Here is a 20435-nt window from a genome sequence, read left to right as displayed (position 1 = left end):
TAGGTGGACAAAAAATTCATATTTAGAAATAGCGTTTTAACTCTATTTGCGCTTTTAATAACCGCAATAGTATTTATTGTCGATCTAAATGTTGATTCTTCCTTGACTGTTTCCGGTATGTATGTGGTAATAATATTATATGTGTTTATTCTGCAATGGAAATATGTATCAATAGTTTTTGGTTTGCTTATCGCTTTGCTCATAATAATAGATTATAACCAAAGCGAAATAAAGGACCAGGCCCAAAGTATCAACTTTATGATTTCAATGTCAGGACTCTGGGTAGCCGTAATATTGGTCAATTTAGCACATCGCGGTTTTGATTTTGTGGATTCATTTCAAAAAAATCTGGAGAAAGAGGTAAAGAAAAGGACCTCAGAGATTAAACGATATGAAAGTAAAATCCGCATGATGACCAATGAAATAAAAGATCAGGCATTCATACTCGTAAATCATATGGGTATTATTGAAACATGGAATATAGGTGCCCAATATATATTTGGCTACCCCGAAAAATCGGCCCTTTCCATGAATTTTAAACAGCTACTCAACGATTCAAATAATAGCTCTCCTACTTATACTGAACTTTCGGAAATTAAGAAGAATACTGTATTTAAGCTTTGGCTCAAAAGAAATGATGGGACAAGTTTTTATGCAAGAATATCTGTTAACCCTATAAAGTTTGGAAAAACTATTTCTGCATACACCTTAATAATTAACGATCTGAGTGATGTAAGAGCATTGGAACTGGAAACAAAAAATAAGGAATTGGAATCTTTTGCACATATTGTAGCGCATGACCTAAAAGCACCTGTTAATACCATTACAGGACTTGTCGATTTGGTTCAGGCCGAAAATAACAAAGACCCCAAAGCCAAAGAGAGCGTATACATAACGAAAATAAAAGACTCTGCTGAAAGAATGAATACTTTGATTTCAGGAATTCTTCAATATGCTCAGCTAGGAGAAATTGAATCATTTAAGAAATTAAATATAATGGCAATTCTCAGTGAAATAGAAGATGACCTGAAATCAGAAATTGACAAAACTAAAGCAGATTTGAAAATTGTAAAACTACCGTCAATTATAGGCAATGAACTGGAAATAAGACTTTTATTTCAAAACCTGATTTCCAATGCCATAAAATTCAGCATTGAAAATCGTCCACCTAAGATTAGAATATCAGCAAAAGAAAAACCCGATCATTGGGAATTTTCTGTTTCTGATAATGGAAAAGGCATACCCGAAAAAATGCAAAAAGACATTTTTAGAATATTTTATCGATCGCCTGATAATAAAAATATTGAAGGAAGCGGAATTGGACTTTCAAACTGTAAAAAAATTGTTACCCTTCATCGCGGAGATATTTGGGTTGATTCAGCAATTAACACCGGCACGACTTTTTACTTTACCATTTCAAAACATCTACAGGATTAGGCTGCCTTTTTTGATTTTTGAGGTAAAGTACCAAAAACAACATCCCAAAGTGGAGATGACACCCCAAAAGCAACAGAATCATCTTTATAGTGGTGAATGGCATGATTGACCCATAACACTTTAAAAGGGCCTTCCTTCGGGGGTGCGTATGCGTGAACCATATAGTGAACACCTAGATAGGCTGTATATCCCATCGCAAATCCGGGAGTAAAAACAAATGAGTATTTTCCAATAAACAAATATGCAACACCCAATGTAAAAAAAGCCAAAGCCAGACTAACCACTATTGGCATTGCTAATCTTTTCTTGTCCTTTGGTTCCGCATGATGAACCCCGTGAAAATGATATTGAATAAATTGTTTTAAAGGTGTATTTGGAACCCAGTGAAATACATTTCTATGAACGATATATTCCACGAGTGTAAAGAGAAGAAAAGAGAAGAAAAAGATAGCCCAAATTTCTACAGAACTTAAAAAAAACCTGGTATAAGCCATATAAATCATCCATGCTGAAAGTACAGGAAAGATCGTTAATGGAAAAGCAATATGAGTTTTTGTAAGTAACTCTAAAACAGGATTATCAAAAACTTTTACCCTGTTTATATTCTTGGTTTTTTGAGTATTTGTTGCCATTACTCTTATTTATTCTATGCAAAAATAAATTTATTTGACAATTGACAAACAAGATTTGATTTGAATTAATTCAAGATTAAACTGTAATATTCTGTTTTTTGCTTTTGGCTAATACCTCATTATAAAAATTCTCATACAAAGGCAATATTGTATGGATGTCAAATTCTTTTGCCCTGTTTAAGGCATTTCTTTTAAAATCGGGTAAATTCTTTTCATCTAGAATATGAACTGCATATTTAACCATTGCCTCGATATCACCAACTTCAGCCAAATATCCCGTTTTGCCCTGAATATTCAACTCCGGCAGGCCCCCTGCATTGGTTGAAATTAAGGGCACTTCGCAAGCCATAGCTTCCAAAGCTGCCAGTCCAAAACTTTCCTTTTCCGATGGCATTATAAATAAGTCTGCTACTGACAATACTTCTTCTACCGCATCAAGTTTTCCAAGAAATCGGATATCCTCACAGGCATTCAATTCCCTACACATTTCTTCTATATGCAAACGCTCGGGCCCATCACCTACCAACAATAATTTGGAAGGCAAAATGTGTCGAACTTTATCAAAGGTTTTTACAACATCCTGAACCCTTTTCACTTTCCTGAAATTGGAGGTATGTACAATGAGTTTTTCCCCGTTTGGACAAATGGCCAATTTGAAATGATCTTTCTTTTGTTTCTTAAAACGCGAAAGATCAATGAAATTGGGAATAACTTCTATTTCTGTATTAATATGAAAATGTTTAAAAGTATCTTCTTTCAAACTTTTTGAAACAGCAGTTACACCATTTGATTTATTGATACTAAAAGAAACTACAGGTTCATAGCTTGCATCCTTGCCTACCAGGGTGATGTCTGTTCCGTGAAGGGTTGTTACAAAAGGAATGTTAATATTCTGTTCCTTTAAAATTTGTTGCGCCATATATGCTGCTGAAGCATGGGGGATGGCATAATGAACATGAAGAATATCCAATTTTTCATATTCAACCACATTTACCATTTTACTGGCCAGTGCCAATTCATAAGGAGGGTACTGAAACAAGGGATAGGCCTGCACATCCACTTCATGATAAAAAATATTTTCATTGAAAAAATCCAGACGTGTTGGTTGGGAATAGGTAATAAAGTGCACTTCATGCCCTCTTTTTGCCAAAGCAATACCGAGTTCCGTAGCAACTACGCCCGAACCACCGTAAGTGGGATAACAAACAATTCCAATTTTCATATTTACTTTAAATTAATATCATTGATGAATATTGATTCGTATACAATATCCTGAATGCGCGTGCGGATATTTTGTTTGATCAATTTACGATTATTTACATCGGGATGAATCCGGTTTGATAAAAATACGTAGATCAAATTATAATCCGGATCAGCCCACATAGCCGTGCCCGTAAAGCCGGTATGCCCAAATGTATTGTATGAACACAAATCAGAACTCGGTCCGTTCCCGCTTCGCAATGGCTTATCCCATCCTAGTCCTCTTCTGTTGTTTTTAAAATGTCTCTGAGCAAATGTTTCCACTGTTTCCGGCCGAAAATAGCGCTGTCCCCCATAAGTTCCTTTATTTAAATGCATCTGTAAAAGTTTTGCCAAATCAATGCTATTTGAAAACAATCCGGCATGGCCTCCTACACCTCCAAACATGGCTGCGCCTTGATCGTGAACTGTTCCTCTTACCAGGGTATGTCTGAAATAGTCATCCTGTTCCGTGGGTGCAATCTCTTCCTCATCAAAATAAGCCAAAGGGAAAAAGGTCATTTTTGACATTCCAAGCGGTCTGTAAAAATTTTGTTCTAAAAACTCCTCTATGGGTTGGCGGGTTCTTCTTTCCACCAGTTTTTTCATAATGTAAAATCCAAGATCGCTGTATCTGTAACCAAAATTTCCATCTCTATTTTTTTCCCTTAATTCAGACTCTAATGTCCATCTCCACAGCGAATCTTCCATTGTTCGGATGGTGTAAATACCCGGAACTACTTCTACGCAAAACCAATCATCGGGATTGTCACAGTAATACCTGTCGTCAAGACCTTCTCCGTCGAGGGTTTGTTTCCAATAAGGTATGTATGGTGTTAAACCTGCCTGATGTGATAAGATCTCACTTATGTATAAATCATCTTTATTGCTGGCCCGAAGATCGTACAGATATTGACTGGCTGTCTTATTGACATTTATTACATCCATCTCTGACAATAGCATGACTCCCTGTAGTGTTGCTGCTACTTTTGTAATACTGGCTACATCGTATACTGTCTCTGTGCTCACTGGAATTGCACTGTCATAAGAAAGGTATCCATAACCTTTTTCAAGCACAATATGGCCATCCTTGGCTATAAGAATCTGACAACCGGGGGTCGCCCTATCCTCAAGGGCTTCTTGCACAACATCTTCAATTTTAGCTAAGATTGATGGATCCATTCCCACTTCCTGAGGATAAACATAATCCAGACGATTAAGACTTTTGGTCATTTTACCGCTATTCCAGGCATATTTTTCGGTAGAAAAAGGCAGTTTCCCATAGGCCTGTTTAGCACCAAAAAGAATCTGTGGCAGAAGCTTCTGAGCAATAGCTCCGGTGTCGTAAGATAAAATATGACTTACCTTGCTTGAAAATAAATCGCCTATAATCGGATTGCCATGTGCCAGTACAATAACATCCTTTTTATCCGAAATATCAGTTACAAAGCGGGTTATCTGATTTCCGATGCCATAATTCTCAGAGGGATCAAATGGAATATTTCCCAAAGGCAGAATTACCACATCAAAGGGTTCAAGATTGTTTATTAATTCCTGAAATTTTTCGTAATAGTTAAATCTGTCCCTCAAATAGAAATGCTTAATTCTATCGTATTTATCGAGATAAACAGAACTTAAATTTGGATATTCAATGCCAATATGAACACAGGCAATTTTTTTAGTATCAAGATAAGCAAGAGGTATGATATCATTTTCATCCATTACCGTGATACTTTTTCTAAGAATTTCTTCGTATTCCAAAACCGGAAATAAAATCCCTTCCAACTCTGCTTTGTCCTTTGCATTTTCTTTGTGCGTTAAAATTCTTTGAACTGCATCATTTAACTGATTCTCGTATTTCTTGCTTTTTTTAACCAATGCGCGAATGCGACGTCTGGCAGCATTGACATTTTCAGGATTTAACAAAAGATCATTGCCATTTTCAAATGCCATCAACTCGATTTCTCCATTTTTTGCATCGTACCATTTCGACACATTTTTTATGTCTGCAGATAGCACAAGACCTTTAAATCCCAATTCTTTTCTAAGCGTTTTTTCAGTCCAATCAGCAGAAAGAAAAAATGGTGTAAATGTCTCCGATTTATCCTTGACTAATGATGCACTCATTTGAATGACATCCGCGCCATCATTAATTAGGACTTCATAGGGCTTCATTTCTATACTTTTGATTCTGTTTTCATCAAAATTTACCTTAAAAGCATAATCAGTGGATTGATTTCTGAAACCCGGAAAATCCGGAATGATGGTTTTTATGTCAGATTTTTTAAATCCCGATTCAATAGTTTGCACTTTTTCCTGAACAACCTCCCAATCTTCATTGATACTGAACTCAAGGGCTTCCTTTGCTTCTTTTGCTTTGGAAATACCGGGGAATTCAGAATAAGAAAATTGATAGCCTGATTGTGACAATGCCAATCCCATTTTTTCAGACCAATTACTCAAAATTTGATTTTCCGATACAGCCCCAACTGACAATGCGGAAGGCCATCTTTCACCACTTTTATTGTTTTTAAAGACTATGACAGGTTTTAAATCAAATTGATTCAACACCAGATTGATTTGCATTAATTCGTTCTCACTTAAATCAAAAGAGATGATCAGCATACCAAGACCTTCATCAAAATCTTTTTTAAAAGATTTGAAATCTTCTTTAAAGTCTTCCTTTTTTAATTCATAGGCGAAGAGCTGGGCTATTTTTTGATCCAGATTTACATTGGGCTTTTGAGCATGGGTAAATGATGCCGAAACAGAGAGAATAACAAGTCCTAAAAAGAGCTTTAGCCTCAATGAGACCAAACTTTTTTCAGAATCGATATGTTTCCGAAATGATTTATATATAATTTCAAATCTTTGTTTCATTCAAGCACTATTCTTTAAATGCGTTTTCCTTCGTTTATAAGATTACCTCGCCATCAAAAATTCCATTACGAACCAAGATTTTACGATCCTGTTAAAGAAGATTTGGACAGGCGAATTAGTTTGGCGAAAAAACAAATTCCTGATGACTCTAACGATTCTACCAGAGAAAGAATTTCAGCACAGTGGAAAAGAACGGAGAGAAATTCCCAAAAAGCAAGTTTTAGACAGTTAATCATCCTGATAATTTTAATTAGTTCAGTAGTTTTATACTTCTACTTTGGAAATAACGGTATTTACGGTATAATTGGTACATTGATTGTGGGCTATCTTATTTTTAAATACAAACAGTTTAATAAAGCCAAGTAAGGCAGTAGATGAACGATATAATAAAGGTATTACCTGATGCCATAGTTAATAAAATAGCAGCCGGAGAGGTGGTCCAACGCCCAGCTTCAGTGGTTAAGGAACTCCTTGAAAATGCCATAGACGCACGTTCGAAAAATATCACACTTATTGTCAAGGATGCGGGCAAGACCCTAATTCAGGTTGTGGATGACGGACAAGGCATGAGCGAAACGGATGCACGACTCTGTTTTGAGCGCCACGCCACTTCAAAAATTGAATCTGCTGAAGATTTGTTTAAAATTAGAACCATGGGCTTCAGGGGAGAAGCCATAGCTTCTATTGCCTCGGTTTCTCAGACGGAATTAAAAACCAGACGCGAAAGCGATGAACTTGGAGTTTTAATTCGAAATGAAGGCGGAGAATTTAAAAAACAGGAGGCCATAGCCATGAATCCCGGCACTTCGGTCCTGGTTAAAAATCTATTCTACAATATCCCGGCCCGACGTAATTTCCTCAAATCCAATCCGGTTGAAATGAAGCATATTGTCGATGAATTTCAACGCGTGGCCCTGGCCAATCCGGAAATAGCCTTTAATTTTTTCCAAAATGATCTAGAAGTATTCAATCTCAAACCTTCGAAACTAGCCGTAAGAATTATCCAAATTTTTGGTAAACAGTACAAAGAAAATCTTGTGCCCTGTGAAGAGAGAACGGATCTTCTGGAAATAATGGGTTATCTGGGTTCTCCGGAATCTGCTAAGAAAACCAGAGGAGAGCAATATTTTTTTATCAATAAACGCTACGTCAGAAGCAATTATTTACAACATGCTGTTAAAATGGCCTATCAGGATTTGATTTCTGACGACAGTTTTCCTTTTCACGTCATCTTTATTGAAATTGACCCCAGTCATATAGATGTAAACGTACATCCCACTAAAAATGAAATTAAGTTTGATGATGAAAGAACCGTTTATGGCATTATTCAGGCGGCCGCTAAAAAAAGTCTGGGCAGCCACAGTTTTGCGCCAAGCCTGGATTTTAGCAAAAAAGTAAATCTCGATGAATTTAGCGATGAGGCAAAAAATTTTCGTTTCGCATTTCAAAAAGGTGAAATGGTGGAAGGGAGAAATCGCGAAAGTCAATACGGGAGCTTTCAGGGCAATAGAAATATCGAAAACTGGCAAAAACTCTACACTGACTTCGGTGAGAAAAATGAGTCGGATGATGGGACATCCATTACCATACAAAGCTCTTTAAATCGCGATAGTTCTAAAAACCTACCTTCCGAAGAAAAAATTGAAGAAAAGGCCGTATTTCAAATTCATAATGCCTATATCATAACCCAGATTAAATCGGGTTTTGTAATCATTGAGCAATCCAATGCGCATGAAAGAATTTTATATGAAAAATATTTAGATCAGCTCGATACACAAAAAGGATCATCCCAACAGTTTATATTTTCTAAGACCCTGCATTTATCTGCTGCCGATTTTCAATTGGTAAGTGATCTCGAAAAAGAAATTAAGTCCCTGGGTTTTGATTTTCAGTCTATGGGTGAAAATGCAATTGTAATTAATGGCCTTCCTGCCAATTTAAAAGCGGAGGATGAAAAGGAGTTGTTTGAAGGATTGATAGAACAGTATAAAAACAATACAAAGAATCTTAAAATCAATAAAAAAGAAAATCTTGCAAGATCTCTGGCCAAAAGATCTGCCATTAGAATTGGTAAAAAATTGACCGAAACCGAAATGCGTAATATCATTGATCAATTATTTGCCTGCCGTATGCCAAACTATACTCCCGATGGTAATCCTACCATTATGAAAATGGAGCTAAATGAATTTAATTCGTATTTCCAAAATTCCTGATAAGCTATGTTCCAACTGACACCAGTTGCAAGAAATTTATTGATTGCAAATGTTGCTATTCTCTTTCTCGATTATATCCTAAATGGTGTTCTATCCAATTGGTTTGCCCTCTATTATGTAGGCTCGGACAATTTTGCACCTTATCAGTTTATCACCTACATGTTTTTTCACGGAGGAATTGGGCACCTCTTTGGCAATATGTTGGCACTGTTTTTTTTCGGCCCCTGGTTGGAAAGAACCTGGGGGCCCCAACGCTTTTTTATATTTTATATGGTATGTGGTGTGGGGGCAGGATTGTTGTACGGGATTGTACAAACATTCGAAATGCAAATGCTTCTTGCTGACATAAATGCATACAAAGCAGCGGCCGATCCTGACTTATTTGCAGCATTTATCAACGAACATGCGCCGTATATATACAGCGATCTTTACAATTTCATCAACGGCTTTGCTGAAAATCCGGAGAGCAGCTCATATATTGAACAAAGCAAATCATACCTCGATCAGATTTATAATCGCCAGGCTAATATACCTATGGTCGGTGCTTCAGGTGCTATTTTCGCCATTTTACTTGGATTTGGGATGCTTTTTCCAAACACTCAAATCTTTTTGCTGTTTCCTCCTATACCAATTAAAGCAAAATATCTGGTTACATTTTATGGACTTTATGAGGTATATGCCCTTTTTCAAAACTCACCAACCGATAATGTGGCGCATCTCGCTCATATTGGAGGCATGCTATTTGCATTCTTCTTTATTCGAAAATGGAAAAACTCGGGTAATTATTTTTAGATGGCAGGCATCATAGACGATATTAAAAACGCCTTCAGGCAAAATGACAATGCATTAAATCAATTGATTCTTATCAATGTGATCGTGTTTGTTTTTTTAGCAATCCTCAAGGTGCTTTCTTTCTTCACAGGTCTTGAAGAAGTTTTCGGATTTGTTTATAAACAGTTTTCAATTCCTCCAATTGGAATAGATTTTATAAAAAGACCCTGGACCATTATTAGCTATAGTTTTGCACATAGCCTAAGTGGTATCTTTCACATCTTATTCAATATGCTGGTTCTATACTGGTTTGGACGTTTGATATCTGAATATCTCGGTAGCCCAAAAGTAGTAAATCTTTATATACTCGGTGCTTTGGCCGGTGGCTTGTTATACTTATTATTCTATAATGCTGTACCGGTTTTTGCAGAACGCGCTTCACAGGTAAGTGGAATGGTTGGCGCTTCAGCGGCAGTTTATGCCATCATGGTTGCTGCAGCAGTCCTACTCCCCGACTATACCTTTCATCTCATATTTATAGGTCCGGTAAAAATTAAATGGATAGTGGCCTTTTATATTTTTCTGTCATTTCTGGGTTCAACCGGCGCCAATGCAGGGGGAAATATTGCCCATCTCGGGGGGGCATTGATTGGATGGGTTTACATTAGACAATTGCAGGCCGGTAACGATTGGGGGAAACCAATACAATCCATTTTGGATTTCTTTAGGGGAATGTTTGACGATAAACCCAAAATAAAAGTTACCTACAAGCAGAAAGAAACAAAACGAAAAGCCGGCAAAGTAAAATCCGGTGGTACTGAAGACCTCGATCAGGATGAAATTGATGCTATTCTTGATAAAATAGCGGACAGAGGATATGAGAGCCTTACTAAGGAAGAAAAACAAAAACTCTTTAATGCGAGTCAGAAATAGGTCTTTTTTGCCCTCGCATAATCAAATCTTATCTTTGAGAACCAAAACTATTTCTAAATGGCAGAATTCGATAATCTGAAACTTGAATTAGACAATGGCATTTTAACCATAACCATTGATCGCGAATCGAAACTAAACGCCCTGAACATTAAAACCATGGAAGAGATTCGTCTTGCAATGGAAAGGGTATACGATGATGATGAAGTCAGAGCTTGTATTGTGACCGGTTCTGGATCAAAGGCTTTTGTCGCCGGAGCAGATATTAAAGAAATTTCCGAACTCAATGAAATGAACGGGAGAAAGTTTGCCGAAAACGGGCAGGAGATATTTGAAATTATCGAGGAATGCCCAAAACCTGTCATTGCGGCTGTAAATGGTTTTGCTTTGGGTGGAGGATGTGAATTGGCCATGGCCTGTCATCTTAGAATTGCTACAGCCAATGCAAAATTTGGCCAGCCTGAAGTCAACCTTGGGATTATACCCGGTTATGGTGGAACGCAACGCCTTACACAGCTGATTGGAAAAGGCAAAGCATTGGAATTACTCATGACGGCGGATATGATCAATGCGGAAGAAGCCAGACAGTTGGGCTTGGTTAATCAAGTAGTTTCTACCAATGAAGAACTCATTCCAAAATGCCGTGAAATTCTCAACAAAATTCTTAAGAAAGCTCCTATAGCAATTGGCATGATCATCGATTCTGTTGTTGCTCACTACAAAAAAGATGAGAATGGATTTCAAACTGAAGCCAATTCATTTTCCATTTGCTGTAAATCGGAGGACTTTAAAGAAGGTACCGCAGCTTTTATCGAAAAAAGAGAAGCCAATTTCAAAGGAGAGTAAATTTATATTCAGCAATAATCCCGTAATTGGTAATTGAAAATTCGTAATTGATTATTGGGAATCCTTAAAAAACTTGCAGGAGAATCAGCGATTTATGGGCTCAGCACCATACTTGGCCGCTTGATCAATTACCTCCTTGTACCCCTCTACACCGCCATTTTTGATCCCGATGCCTTTGGTGTTTATTCTGTGCTCTATGCCTATGCCGCTTTTCTACAGATTCTTTTCACTTTTGGCATGGAAACGGCCTATTTCCGTTATTCGAGTCGCGATGAAAATGAATCCAAAGTATTCAATCAGATCTTCACTTTGGTTTTTATCAGCAGCATCATTCTAAGTGCACTGATTTTTAGTTCTGCACAAGGAATTTCTCAATTACTCGAATACGAATCTTTCCAAAAGGAAATAAAATACCTTTCTATCATCCTCGGTTTGGATGCACTTGCCGCTATACCATTTACGCGTCTGCGATTTAGAAACAAGGCCTGGAATTTTGCCATCATCAAGCTCATCAATATTCTGCTGAATGTAGGTTTCAATGTGTTTTTTTATTTGGTATTGCCCAGGTATCCCAATTTAAGCATTCAAATGGGAATAGGTTTTGCTTCTGGAAGCATTGCATTTATTTTCATATCAAATTTATTGGCAAGCGCCTTTACCCTTCTTCTTTTAAGTCCGGTAATACTACAGTGGAGGCCAAATTTTGAAAAAGGATTTATCAGGCAGGTTTACGGTTATTCCTTTCCAATCATGCTAATGGGAATTGCGGGTATTGCCAATGAGATGCTCGATAAAATATTGCTCAAAGAATGGTTGCCCGATAATTTTTATAATCAATTCGATGCTGACGGTGCTGTGGGAATATACAGTGCTGCTGCCAAGCTGGCTATATTTATGATGCTGATGATTCAATCCTTTCGGTTTGCCTCGGAACCATTTTTCTTTAAATCAGCAAATTCAGAAAAAGCACCAGAAGACTTTGCCATGGTTATGAAATGGTTTGTCATTGTTGGGATGTTTGTATTTATAACGGTAACCCTGAATCTGGATTTGCTTAAATATCTGTTGAGATCAGAGGTCTATTGGACAGGACTAATGGTGGTGCCTGTATTATTATTGGCGAAATTCTTTCTGGGTGTGTATTATAATTTAAGCATCTGGTTTAAACTGACTGATAAAACCCGTTTTGGAATGTATTTTTCATTCATCGGTGCGGGTATAACAATCGCAGCAAATTTTGTTTTGATTCCGCTTATCGGTTATATGGGCAGTGCTTTTTCTGCATTTTTGGCTTATTTAAGCATGATGATCATGTGCTTTATCTATGGCCAAAAAAACTATCCCATCCCATATAAAATTGGAAATGCATTATTTTATATTCTTCTGGGAGTGGTTTTGGTTATGGCCGATTTCTTTTGGCACCCCAATTCTCAGATTTTAGCCAGTGCCTATCATTTTGCATTAATATTCCTTTTCCTGATTATCGTTTTCATTGGAGAATTCAAACCTGAAAGCGGAAGGGGAAATGTGGAGATATAGAAAGGAAAAACTAAACCCCCGAATTTTCGAGGGTTTTATTTTTTTTTGAATTAAATGTGTTTCCAGTAAAGACGCAGCCCACTGCTGAACAGGACTGCAGCCAGCAATAAAATTATTTTGCCAATTGGAATATTATTTTCCGAATCATTGAAAAAACCTCCCTTTTTAAAATCCGGCTCAATCCAGCCATTGTCATTGCCTGATTTTTTTACTTTGGATGCAAATTCTTCTACATAATCATAGCGGTCTGATATGTCCCAACCGGTCAGATTGGCCAATTGGTGCAACTCTTTTTCTCTTCTTTTGGCCACACCTTTAATATAGGCTTGTGCTTCATCGCATTCGAGATTTCCTTTTACCGCATGCTGCATGATGTAGCGGCCCTGAAACTGGCTTTTATTAGGGGTTTCCTGAAAAAACAGATCCTGAGGAAAGTTTTGTCTATCATAACGCAAATGCAAACGCGTAAAAAAGACATCGCCTTCTACATTGGTGCCACCGTTATTTTTTAACCAATGGACCCCTGCTTCTCTCAGGTCATTGTAAACCGGCGGAGGACCGACGCATGGATCGCATTTAATCTGATTTCTGAAACTCACATCCCAGGCGTATTCCAAAAATACAGCGCGCTTTCTTTCTTTTTCATAGGCAGTATTGAAAAGATCGACATAGAAATCACCAAATTCCGATTGAATAAATTCCGGAATGTTCTTATTGCTCGGTATTTCAACGGTCCGGTAATTGGTTGTTTCAATACGTCCTTTTTTGGAAAATGCATACACTACCAAGTCCTGTGCTTCTTCTGCATTGGCCATTCCCAAACGAATAGGCAACATAAATTTATCAGAATGAAATGCTATTTGAATAGGTCTCAAAGTTGTAAAGCCCGAAGATTTCTGCTTTTCTAAATTCACCTTAACCACAAAAAACTTCATCTCATTTCTAATGTATGGCGCCAGCACTTCTTCAGCTGCTGCAGGAATTTTGTATTCATTGGCCAGCAACCAGTTTTTTAAGCCATCGGATTCTTTTGCGCTTAAAATAACGATATCATATTCACCGACGGTATAAGTGGCTTCAATGGTGACATTGTATTTTTGGGCGGTGCTTTTCATTTTTCGTTCCGCTGAACCCGCCGCTCTAGGAGCCATGTCCATCATTGACATTTCTTCTTCATAAATCATTTGATAGCAAGGGTTTTGATCGTAATATTCTACCAGTCTCGGCCCGGAATAAGCGTCGAGTTTGTCGAATACCATTTGATCAGCGATTCTGATATTATCGCGTACAAGAATTTCCGGAACGGGTACAACCATCGCGAAATCCTTCGCACTTCCCTGATAATCATTGGACATGGTAATGACCGTCCTGCTGCCATCGCGAACAATAATCACTTGAGATGATTTATTGAACAGTTTTGCATCGGCTTTTGCCACATAAAAGCCGCAAAAAGATTTGCTTTCATTTGCCCCAAGGAGCATTAAAAACAATAGTAAAAAGCTTAATTTGATCGTTTTCATAATAATTGATTTTGGTTAAAAATTTTTATTTGCTAATCCAGCTAAAGGTTTTGCCTTTGTAGAATTTGTTTATCAAAATGGATAGTGGGGACATGATAAAAAGCGCCCATATCGGTGCAGAATGGACATAATACCAATTACTTATGGCAAATGCCAGTACACCTATGAGCGATGACCAGATTATTCGCCCCTTTTGACTTTTTGGAGTAGTTACCGGATCGGTAATCATAAAAAATGTAAAGAGCAGAAGTGTGCCACTCGATAAGTGATGAATGAATACATCGAGCTCCCATCCCAGGTAGACCACCAATTTGAGAAAGTACAAACCGCTAAAAGTCCCAAGGAAACTCAATGCTACATCCAGCCTTCCGACTTTTAGAAGTAGGGCGCTGGCGCTCAACATTAGTACAAAAAGAAAGAGCATTTCACTCCCCCACTGCCCGGGTGAAAACCATGCATCCCCTGTTATCAAAATGGTGAGAATCATTCCGAAATTTGTGGGATTGAATATGTGTTTGCCTTTGTACCGAATCAGGAATTTACTGGAAATGGAGAGAATACCTGCCAGAGCAAAAGTGCTCATATGATTGGCTTTGAACATAAGGCAAATGCTAAGTGCAGATATCAATGCACTTTTTAATGCGCTGTAATCTTTGCTGGTAAAGTGAATTCCAATGGCCTGTATGAGAAGACATGACGCTATGGCAATCAGATAATTGTGAATTTCCAAATTCCAGCTCAGCACCGCTATTCCGGCTAATAAAAAGACCGTTTGAAATGCGATTTGAAAATGTCTTGGATCAAGCCAAAGATTTTGAAAAGCCTTTAAGCTGATAATTATTCCCTGTGAATTTAATTCCTTATGCATGATCTCATTTTTTTGATTTCATGTATAGGATGCATAGGGAGGCTCTATTCCATAAAAAAATGTGAAAATATTTTTTCTTCCTGATTATATCTCATGATAAATAGCTCAAAATGATTGATTACGGGTATTTTTGCTATTTTTGAATTTCATATAAATTATGAAAATAAAAGTGATAAACAGGTCGGGAAATGAACTTCCCTCCTATCAAACTGAACACGCCGCAGGTCTTGATTTAAGAGCAAATCTGGAGACTTCAATAAGCTTGAAACCTCTCCAAAGAGCCCTTGTTCCTACAGGATTATTTATTGAAATCCCTGCGGGTTGTGAAGGTCAGGTCAGACCGAGAAGTGGCCTTGCAGCAAAACACGGCATTACAGTACTTAATAGCCCGGGAACCATCGATGCTGATTATCGCGGAGAAGTAAAAGTGATTTTGGTCAATTTATCTGAAGACAGCTTTGAAATTAATCATGGAGAAAGAATAGCCCAATTGGTAATTGCTAAACACGAAACCATTGAATGGATCGAAAGCCATGAATTGGCTAATAGTTCGAGAAGTTCCGGAGGCTTTGGAAGTACAGGAAAATAAAATCTAAAAAAAAATGAGAATAATTATCCCAATGGCAGGAATGGGCAAAAGAATGCGCCCCCATTCATTATTTATACCGAAACCACTCATCCCGGTAGCCGGAAAACCCATAGTGCAACACCTGGTCAAAGACATTGTGAAAATATGCAGGGAAGATGTGGAAGAAATTGCATTTGTAATTGGTCATTTCGGAGAAGCCGTGGAAAAACAGCTCATTGGAATCGCAGAATCCGTTGGTGCCAAAGGTTCGATTTTTTATCAGGAAGAGGCCCTGGGTACGGCCCATGCCATACTTTGTGCCAAAGAAGCACTTAAAGGTCACGTTGTTGTCGCATTTGCCGATACACTTTTTAAAGCTGATTTTACCCTGGATACCAATCAGGACGGAATTATCTGGGTACAGAAAGTGGAAGATCCAAGGCCTTTTGGAGTAGTTAAAATAAATGAACAAGGCTATATCACCGATTTTGTGGAAAAACCCGAAACCTTTGTTTCGGATCTTGCAATTATTGGGATCTATTATTTCAAGGATGGCGAAAATCTGCGTAATGAACTTCAATACCTGATTGACAACAACATCCTTGATAAAGGAGAATTTCAAATCACAAATGCCCTTGAAAATATGAAAGAAAAGGGTGTAAAAATTAAACCGGGCGAAGTCACAGAATGGCTGGATTGTGGGAATTACCAGGTGACGATCAATACAAATCAGCGCTATTTAACCTATTTAGAGGAAAGGGGAGAAAAACTTCAATCGGATAAGGCGAAAGTTAAAAATTCAGTCATCATTCCTCCGGTTTTGATCGATGACGATGCAGAAATAGAGAACTCTGTGGTAGGTCCTTATGTTTCAATCGGTAAAGGAACTAAAATCAAGAATTCAAGGCTTAGTAATACAATAATTCAAAAGGATTCGAGTATAGTAGATGGTCATATTGCCGATTCTATGATTGGAAACAATGTGGAATTCAAAGGTGATAGCCGTTCCCTGAGTCTGGGTGATTTTACCAGACTGGAATAATGTTTAACCAATAATGCAGAGAAACAATTTTGCGTACTTTTTTATTTGTTTCTTTTGTCTGATTTTGATTTTTGCCAATGGTGCAGAGGCACAAAAACGCAGAAAGAAAAAGGATAAAATTGACAAGATAGACAAAGACTTCAGTGAGGGGGACCTCGATGCCGAAGCGGAATTCTATTTTGTAGAAGCCATGCGGCATTTAATGCTTGAAGACTTTGATAAGGCTCAGAAATACTTTGAAAAAGTTCTTGAAATAAAACCCGATCTGCCCGCGGCCAATTATAAGATCGCAGATTTGTATTTGATGCAGGGCAAGCCGAGAGATGCCCTTCCCTATGCGAAAAAAGCACTGGAATTCGACAATCAGAATAAAGCGTATTATTTGCTGCTTGCTCGTATATATGAATTCGAACAAGATTTTCAGAAAGCAGCCAATACCTTAAAAGAACTTTTGTCAAAAGTAAAAGGTGCAGAAGAACACTATTTTGATCTTGCCCTGATCCAAACCTATCTGGAAGATTATTCAGGTGCCCTTGAAACCTATGGCAAAATTCAGGAAGTATTTGGTGCTTCTGCTGAGGTAATTCAACAAAAACAAAGGTTATTGTTAAAATTAAATCGATTGGATGAAGCCATTGCTGAAGGTGAAGAATTGATTGAAGCATTTCCCAATGAAAGGGAATACGCCTACGATTTGGTTAAACTTTTACTTTCCAATGATAAAAAGAAAGAGGCATTGCAAAGGTTGAATGCCATTCTGGATGAAGATCCGGATAACCCCGAAGCATTGATTCTGATGTCAGATATTTACCGCTCAGAAGAAAAGCTCGATTCGGCAAATTTAATGTTAAATAAGGCCTTCTATAATCAAAGTCTTGATTCAGAAAGTAAAATGGCCATTATTTCTAACCTAATGCGTTTTTCTTATTCTGAAGAAGAAAAAAACAGTCTTTTGAGATTAACAGAAATTCTAACCGAATCCCATCCTGAAGATGGTAGGGTGCAAGCATTTCGAGCTGATATTTTATTGAATTATCAGGAAAAAGATCTAGCCCTTGAAGCGTATAAAAAAGCAATAAAGTTGGATGATTCCGAATTGCTTATTTGGACCAATATAGTCTTGCTGCATTTTGAAATGGAAGAATACGATTCAGTCAATCACTATGCCTCAAAAGCATTGGAATTATTTCCAAATCAGGGCAGATTGTGGTTTATGGACGGCTTGGGCTATTATTCTAAAAACGACTTTAAATCTGCGAGAAACAGTCTGGAAATGGCTGAGAAATACATTGTGGACAAAACTGCCATGCGCAGCGATATACTTTCTACACTTGGAGACACCTATAACAGTCTGGAAATGTTTGAGGAATCAGATGCCGTTTACGAAGAAGCATTGAGCATCAATCCCAAAAATGAACATGTACTGAATAATTACAGCTACTATTTATCTCTTCGCGAGGAAGATCTGGATAAGGCTGAGGAAATGTGCGAAAAACTAATGCAAATGTCTCCGGATAATAGCACCTATCTCGATACCTATGCCTGGGTCTTATACAAATTGAAAAAATACGATGAGGCCTTGAAATACATTGAAAAAGCAGTAATTGATTCAGAATCGGGTGTGGTTCATGAACATTATGGCGATATTCTCTTTCAACTCGGAAGAAAAGATGAAGCTTTGGAAGCATGGAAAAAAGCCAAAGAATATGAAGATGCTTCTGAAGAAATCGACAAAAAGATCCGGGATCGGAAATTGTATGAATAGGATTCACTTAATTATTTTTTTAAGTCTAGCCAGCTTCTTATTTGCCTGTAAGAAAGAAGCCCTTATTGTCGAAAACTTTGACTACGCTCCTAAAAAATTGGATTTTGAATATTTAAAAATCAAATCCAAAATGGAGTATTCCGATGAAAGGCAAAATAACAAAGCCACTTTGCATATTCGGGTTCAAAAAGATTCAGTTATTTGGATCTCTGTCCAGCATACGATAGAAGCCTTCAGGATTCTAATTCTTCAGGATAGCGTGCACATGATCGATCGCTTAAAAAAATCCTATTCCGGCATGTCCTACGAAGATTTAAAAAAGAAAATGGGTTTTGAGCTGAATTACAAATTCTTTGAAAGTCTTATTACGGCGAATGTCCCCGATATAATTTTAGAAGAGGGCAAAAAGCTTGAAAAAGATAATATGACCTATTTAATTCGAAAGGAGGGCTTTTATCAGTTTGAATATTTTGTTTTGAGCTCCATGAGACATATAGAAATGATCCGGGTAACTGAAATTCCATCAAACAACTCGTTGGAAATAGATTATAAGAATTATATTAAAAAAGGCGATAATATCTACCCCAATGAAATTATTGCTAAAATGACTTACCTTTCCAACCAGAAACGTTCAAAGTCTGATATTTCAATTGATCACAACAGTTTTGAAATACTTTCTGGAGAGGAGGATCTCAGCTTTCCTTTCAGCATTCCGGATAGATATGTCAGGAACTAAGCTTTTTACCCTTTTATTTTTACTCCTTTTTGTTTTTAACGCATTTGCTCAATCGAGATCAAGTCTGGAAAAGCAAAAAAGTGCCAACCAGAGAAGAATTGCCGAAGCCAGTAAGATTCTAAAGCAAACTCAAAACAAAAAAAAGGCTACTCTTGGACAGTTTAGGGCACTCATAAATCAAATCAATCAAAGACAAGCCTTAATAAATACTATCCAGCAGGAATTGGATTACCTGAATGAAGAAATTGCTGAAAATGAAAAAATAATTAACGCCCTTGAAGAGGATTTGAGGTCTTTGAAAAAAGAATATGCAGCCATGCTTTACAATGCTCAGAAAAACAGGGGAGCTTTGCAAAAAATTATGTTTCTATTCTCCTCAGGCGATTTCAATGAATTCCGAAGACGATTACAATATCTGGAGCAATACGCGGAAGCGAGAAAGGCTCAGGCAAGGGAAATTGAAAAAGTAAAGGAATATCTCGATGAACAGAATCGAATTCTCATTCAAACAAAAAATCAAAAGGAAGAACTTCTCAATTTAGAAAAAGAAGAATCAGAAAAATTGGAAAAATCCCGCAGGGAACAACAAAAACTATTGGCTGACCTTGGGAAGAAAGAAAAACAATTACGTTCTGAGTTAAAGAAAAGGAAGGAAGATGCTAAACGATTGGAAACACTCATTAAAAAACTTGTAGAGAAAGAGGTTAAAAAAAGCGCGAGTAAATCGGGTAGAATGGCATTGACGCCCGAAGCAGCACAATTGGCAGCCACCTTTGAGAAAAACAGAAGACAATTACCCTGGCCGGTTCGCACAGGATTTATTTCAGAAAAATTCGGAGAAAATAATCACCCTGTCTTGCGTGGAGTAAAAATAAAAAATGATGGAATTGATATACAATCCGGTAAAGGAGAATCTGTCAGAGCTGTTTTTGAAGGAACCGTTTTAACCGTAGCCATCATTCCGGGTAATAATACTGCCGTTATGATCAAGCACGGTAATTATATCACTGTTTACGCCGGAATAAAAAATGTCAAAGTAAAAAAAGGGGACAAAATCAGTACAAAAGATGTTATAGGTGAAGTTGCTACAGATCAGGATGGCACAAGCAAAATGCAATTCCAGATTTGGAGGGATTTTGAAAAACTAAATCCCGAAGAATGGCTGTTTAGAAAATAGCTTTTGGAAATGGATTTAATATCCGTATAACATTTCGTAACTTTGAAATTATTTAGAAAACATGACTACTTTAATAAATATACTTTTGTTTAGCATAGGAGGGCCGGAAATAATTCTGATCCTTTTTGTAATCCTTTTACTTTTTGGTGCTAAAAAAATACCCGAACTCGCCAGAGGAATGGGAAAAGGCATTCGGGAATTTAAAGATGCCACGAAAGAAATCAAGGACGAAATTGATGACGCAGGCAAAGAGGCCAGCAAAGACAAATAAT

General features: G+C 37.4%; 18 protein-coding genes. 13 read left to right on the top strand and 5 right to left on the bottom strand.

Translation table 11 applies throughout. The features are described 5' to 3' along the window. Nucleotides 1-3 precede the first annotated feature (3 nt). Nucleotides 4-1437, top strand: a complete 1434-nt coding sequence (locus HZR84_10355; GenBank protein QNL22325.1) for a PAS domain-containing protein — start codon at nucleotides 4-6, stop codon at nucleotides 1435-1437. Here HZR84_10355 and HZR84_10350 read toward each other — a convergent pair. The 3 genes from HZR84_10350 to HZR84_10340 form a co-directional block, all read right to left on the bottom strand. Beyond that, nucleotides 1434-2069: a sterol desaturase family protein gene (locus HZR84_10350; protein ID QNL22324.1), complete on the bottom strand. Its 636-nt coding sequence runs from the start codon at nucleotides 2067-2069 to the stop codon at nucleotides 1434-1436. The two genes, HZR84_10355 and HZR84_10350, sit on opposite strands and share 4 nt — an antisense overlap. Nucleotides 2070-2145: 76 nt before the next feature. Continuing rightward, nucleotides 2146-3291, bottom strand: a complete 1146-nt coding sequence (gene bshA, locus HZR84_10345; protein ID QNL22323.1) for an N-acetyl-alpha-D-glucosaminyl L-malate synthase BshA — start codon at nucleotides 3289-3291, stop codon at nucleotides 2146-2148. Between the two features lie 2 nt (nucleotides 3292-3293). Then, on the bottom strand, nucleotides 3294-6188 hold the full coding sequence (locus HZR84_10340) for a serine hydrolase (protein QNL22322.1): 2895 nt from the start codon (nucleotides 6186-6188) through the stop codon (nucleotides 3294-3296). Nucleotides 6189-6206: 18 nt separating this feature from the next. Between HZR84_10340 and HZR84_10335 the strand changes: the two genes are divergently transcribed. The 6 genes from HZR84_10335 to HZR84_10310 are packed head-to-tail and all read left to right on the top strand — an operon-like array spanning nucleotide 6207 to nucleotide 12487. Continuing rightward, nucleotides 6207-6554, top strand: a complete 348-nt coding sequence (locus tag HZR84_10335; GenBank protein ID QNL22321.1) for a hypothetical protein — start codon at nucleotides 6207-6209, stop codon at nucleotides 6552-6554. Between the two features lie 8 nt (nucleotides 6555-6562). Continuing rightward, complete coding sequence (gene mutL, locus HZR84_10330; protein QNL22320.1) at nucleotides 6563-8401, top strand: DNA mismatch repair endonuclease MutL; 1839 nt, start codon at nucleotides 6563-6565, stop codon at nucleotides 8399-8401. 6 nt (nucleotides 8402-8407) lie between these two features. Beyond that, nucleotides 8408-9193: a rhomboid family intramembrane serine protease gene (locus tag HZR84_10325; protein QNL22319.1), complete on the top strand. Its 786-nt coding sequence runs from the start codon at nucleotides 8408-8410 to the stop codon at nucleotides 9191-9193. Further along, nucleotides 9194-10105, top strand: a complete 912-nt coding sequence (locus HZR84_10320) for a rhomboid family intramembrane serine protease (protein ID QNL22318.1) — start codon at nucleotides 9194-9196, stop codon at nucleotides 10103-10105. Between the two features lie 57 nt (nucleotides 10106-10162). Continuing rightward, nucleotides 10163-10948 carry an enoyl-CoA hydratase/isomerase family protein gene (locus tag HZR84_10315; protein QNL22317.1) on the top strand — a complete coding sequence of 262 codons (786 nt, stop codon included), beginning with the start codon at nucleotides 10163-10165 and terminating at the stop codon, nucleotides 10946-10948. A gap of 54 nt (nucleotides 10949-11002) precedes the next feature. Then, a complete protein-coding gene (locus HZR84_10310) occupies nucleotides 11003-12487 on the top strand; it encodes an oligosaccharide flippase family protein (GenBank protein QNL22316.1) in 1485 nt (494 codons plus the stop codon). 50 nt (nucleotides 12488-12537) lie between these two features. Here the strand turns inward: HZR84_10310 and HZR84_10305 are convergent, their stop codons facing one another. Next, nucleotides 12538-14007 (bottom strand): DUF2330 domain-containing protein, encoded by a 1470-nt coding sequence (locus HZR84_10305; GenBank protein ID QNL22315.1) that lies wholly within the window; start codon nucleotides 14005-14007, stop codon nucleotides 12538-12540. A gap of 25 nt (nucleotides 14008-14032) precedes the next feature. After that, the gene (locus HZR84_10300) at nucleotides 14033-14875 is read right to left on the bottom strand and encodes an RnfABCDGE type electron transport complex subunit D (protein ID QNL22314.1); all 843 of its coding nucleotides are present in this window, start codon (nucleotides 14873-14875) and stop codon (nucleotides 14033-14035) included. A gap of 157 nt (nucleotides 14876-15032) precedes the next feature. Between HZR84_10300 and dut the strand changes: the two genes are divergently transcribed. The 6 genes from dut (at nucleotide 15033) to HZR84_10270 (ending at nucleotide 20434) form a co-directional block, all read left to right on the top strand. Beyond that, a complete protein-coding gene (gene dut / locus HZR84_10295) occupies nucleotides 15033-15464 on the top strand; it encodes a dUTP diphosphatase (GenBank protein QNL22313.1) in 432 nt (143 codons plus the stop codon). Between the two features lie 13 nt (nucleotides 15465-15477). Continuing rightward, complete coding sequence (locus HZR84_10290; GenBank protein ID QNL22312.1) at nucleotides 15478-16485, top strand: NTP transferase domain-containing protein; 1008 nt, start codon at nucleotides 15478-15480, stop codon at nucleotides 16483-16485. Nucleotides 16486-16498: 13 nt separating this feature from the next. Then, entirely contained in the window at nucleotides 16499-18250 is a 1752-nt protein-coding gene (locus tag HZR84_10285; GenBank protein QNL22311.1) for a tetratricopeptide repeat protein, read from the top strand. After that, complete coding sequence (locus HZR84_10280) at nucleotides 18243-18986, top strand: DUF4292 domain-containing protein (protein ID QNL22310.1); 744 nt, start codon at nucleotides 18243-18245, stop codon at nucleotides 18984-18986. Before HZR84_10285 ends, HZR84_10280 begins: the two co-directional genes overlap by 8 nt. Beyond that, nucleotides 18973-20163: a peptidoglycan DD-metalloendopeptidase family protein gene (locus HZR84_10275; protein ID QNL22309.1), complete on the top strand. Its 1191-nt coding sequence runs from the start codon at nucleotides 18973-18975 to the stop codon at nucleotides 20161-20163. The genes HZR84_10280 and HZR84_10275 overlap by 14 nt, the downstream gene beginning before the upstream one ends. 61 nt (nucleotides 20164-20224) lie before the next feature. After that, the gene (locus HZR84_10270) at nucleotides 20225-20434 is read left to right on the top strand and encodes a twin-arginine translocase TatA/TatE family subunit (protein ID QNL22308.1); all 210 of its coding nucleotides are present in this window, start codon (nucleotides 20225-20227) and stop codon (nucleotides 20432-20434) included. The last annotated feature ends 1 nt before the right edge of the window (nucleotide 20435 follow it).

Origin of the sequence: Hyphobacterium sp. CCMP332 (assembly GCA_014323545.1) — a bacterium.
In the GTDB taxonomy this organism is placed as follows: Bacteria; Bacteroidota; Bacteroidia; order Cytophagales; family CCMP332; genus CCMP332.
This window is presented reverse-complemented; position numbering and strand designations above follow the sequence as displayed.

Coding starts and splice junctions, on each gene's coding strand:
- HZR84_10350 (QNL22324.1), bottom strand. CDS start 2,069: ATGGCAACAAATACTCAAAAAACCAAGAATATAAACAGGGTAAAAGTT.
- bshA (QNL22323.1), bottom strand. CDS start 3,291: ATGAAAATTGGAATTGTTTGTTATCCCACTTACGGTGGTTCGGGCGTA.
- HZR84_10340 (QNL22322.1), bottom strand. CDS start 6,188: ATGAAACAAAGATTTGAAATTATATATAAATCATTTCGGAAACATATC.
- HZR84_10335 (QNL22321.1), top strand. CDS start 6,207: ATGCGTTTTCCTTCGTTTATAAGATTACCTCGCCATCAAAAATTCCAT.
- mutL (QNL22320.1), top strand. CDS start 6,563: ATGAACGATATAATAAAGGTATTACCTGATGCCATAGTTAATAAAATA.
- HZR84_10325 (QNL22319.1), top strand. CDS start 8,408: ATGTTCCAACTGACACCAGTTGCAAGAAATTTATTGATTGCAAATGTT.
- HZR84_10320 (QNL22318.1), top strand. CDS start 9,194: ATGGCAGGCATCATAGACGATATTAAAAACGCCTTCAGGCAAAATGAC.
- HZR84_10315 (QNL22317.1), top strand. CDS start 10,163: ATGGCAGAATTCGATAATCTGAAACTTGAATTAGACAATGGCATTTTA.
- HZR84_10305 (QNL22315.1), bottom strand. CDS start 14,007: ATGAAAACGATCAAATTAAGCTTTTTACTATTGTTTTTAATGCTCCTT.
- HZR84_10300 (QNL22314.1), bottom strand. CDS start 14,875: ATGCATAAGGAATTAAATTCACAGGGAATAATTATCAGCTTAAAGGCT.
- dut (QNL22313.1), top strand. CDS start 15,033: ATGAAAATAAAAGTGATAAACAGGTCGGGAAATGAACTTCCCTCCTAT.
- HZR84_10290 (QNL22312.1), top strand. CDS start 15,478: ATGAGAATAATTATCCCAATGGCAGGAATGGGCAAAAGAATGCGCCCC.
- HZR84_10285 (QNL22311.1), top strand. CDS start 16,499: ATGCAGAGAAACAATTTTGCGTACTTTTTTATTTGTTTCTTTTGTCTG.
- HZR84_10280 (QNL22310.1), top strand. CDS start 18,243: ATGAATAGGATTCACTTAATTATTTTTTTAAGTCTAGCCAGCTTCTTA.
- HZR84_10275 (QNL22309.1), top strand. CDS start 18,973: ATGTCAGGAACTAAGCTTTTTACCCTTTTATTTTTACTCCTTTTTGTT.
- HZR84_10270 (QNL22308.1), top strand. CDS start 20,225: ATGACTACTTTAATAAATATACTTTTGTTTAGCATAGGAGGGCCGGAA.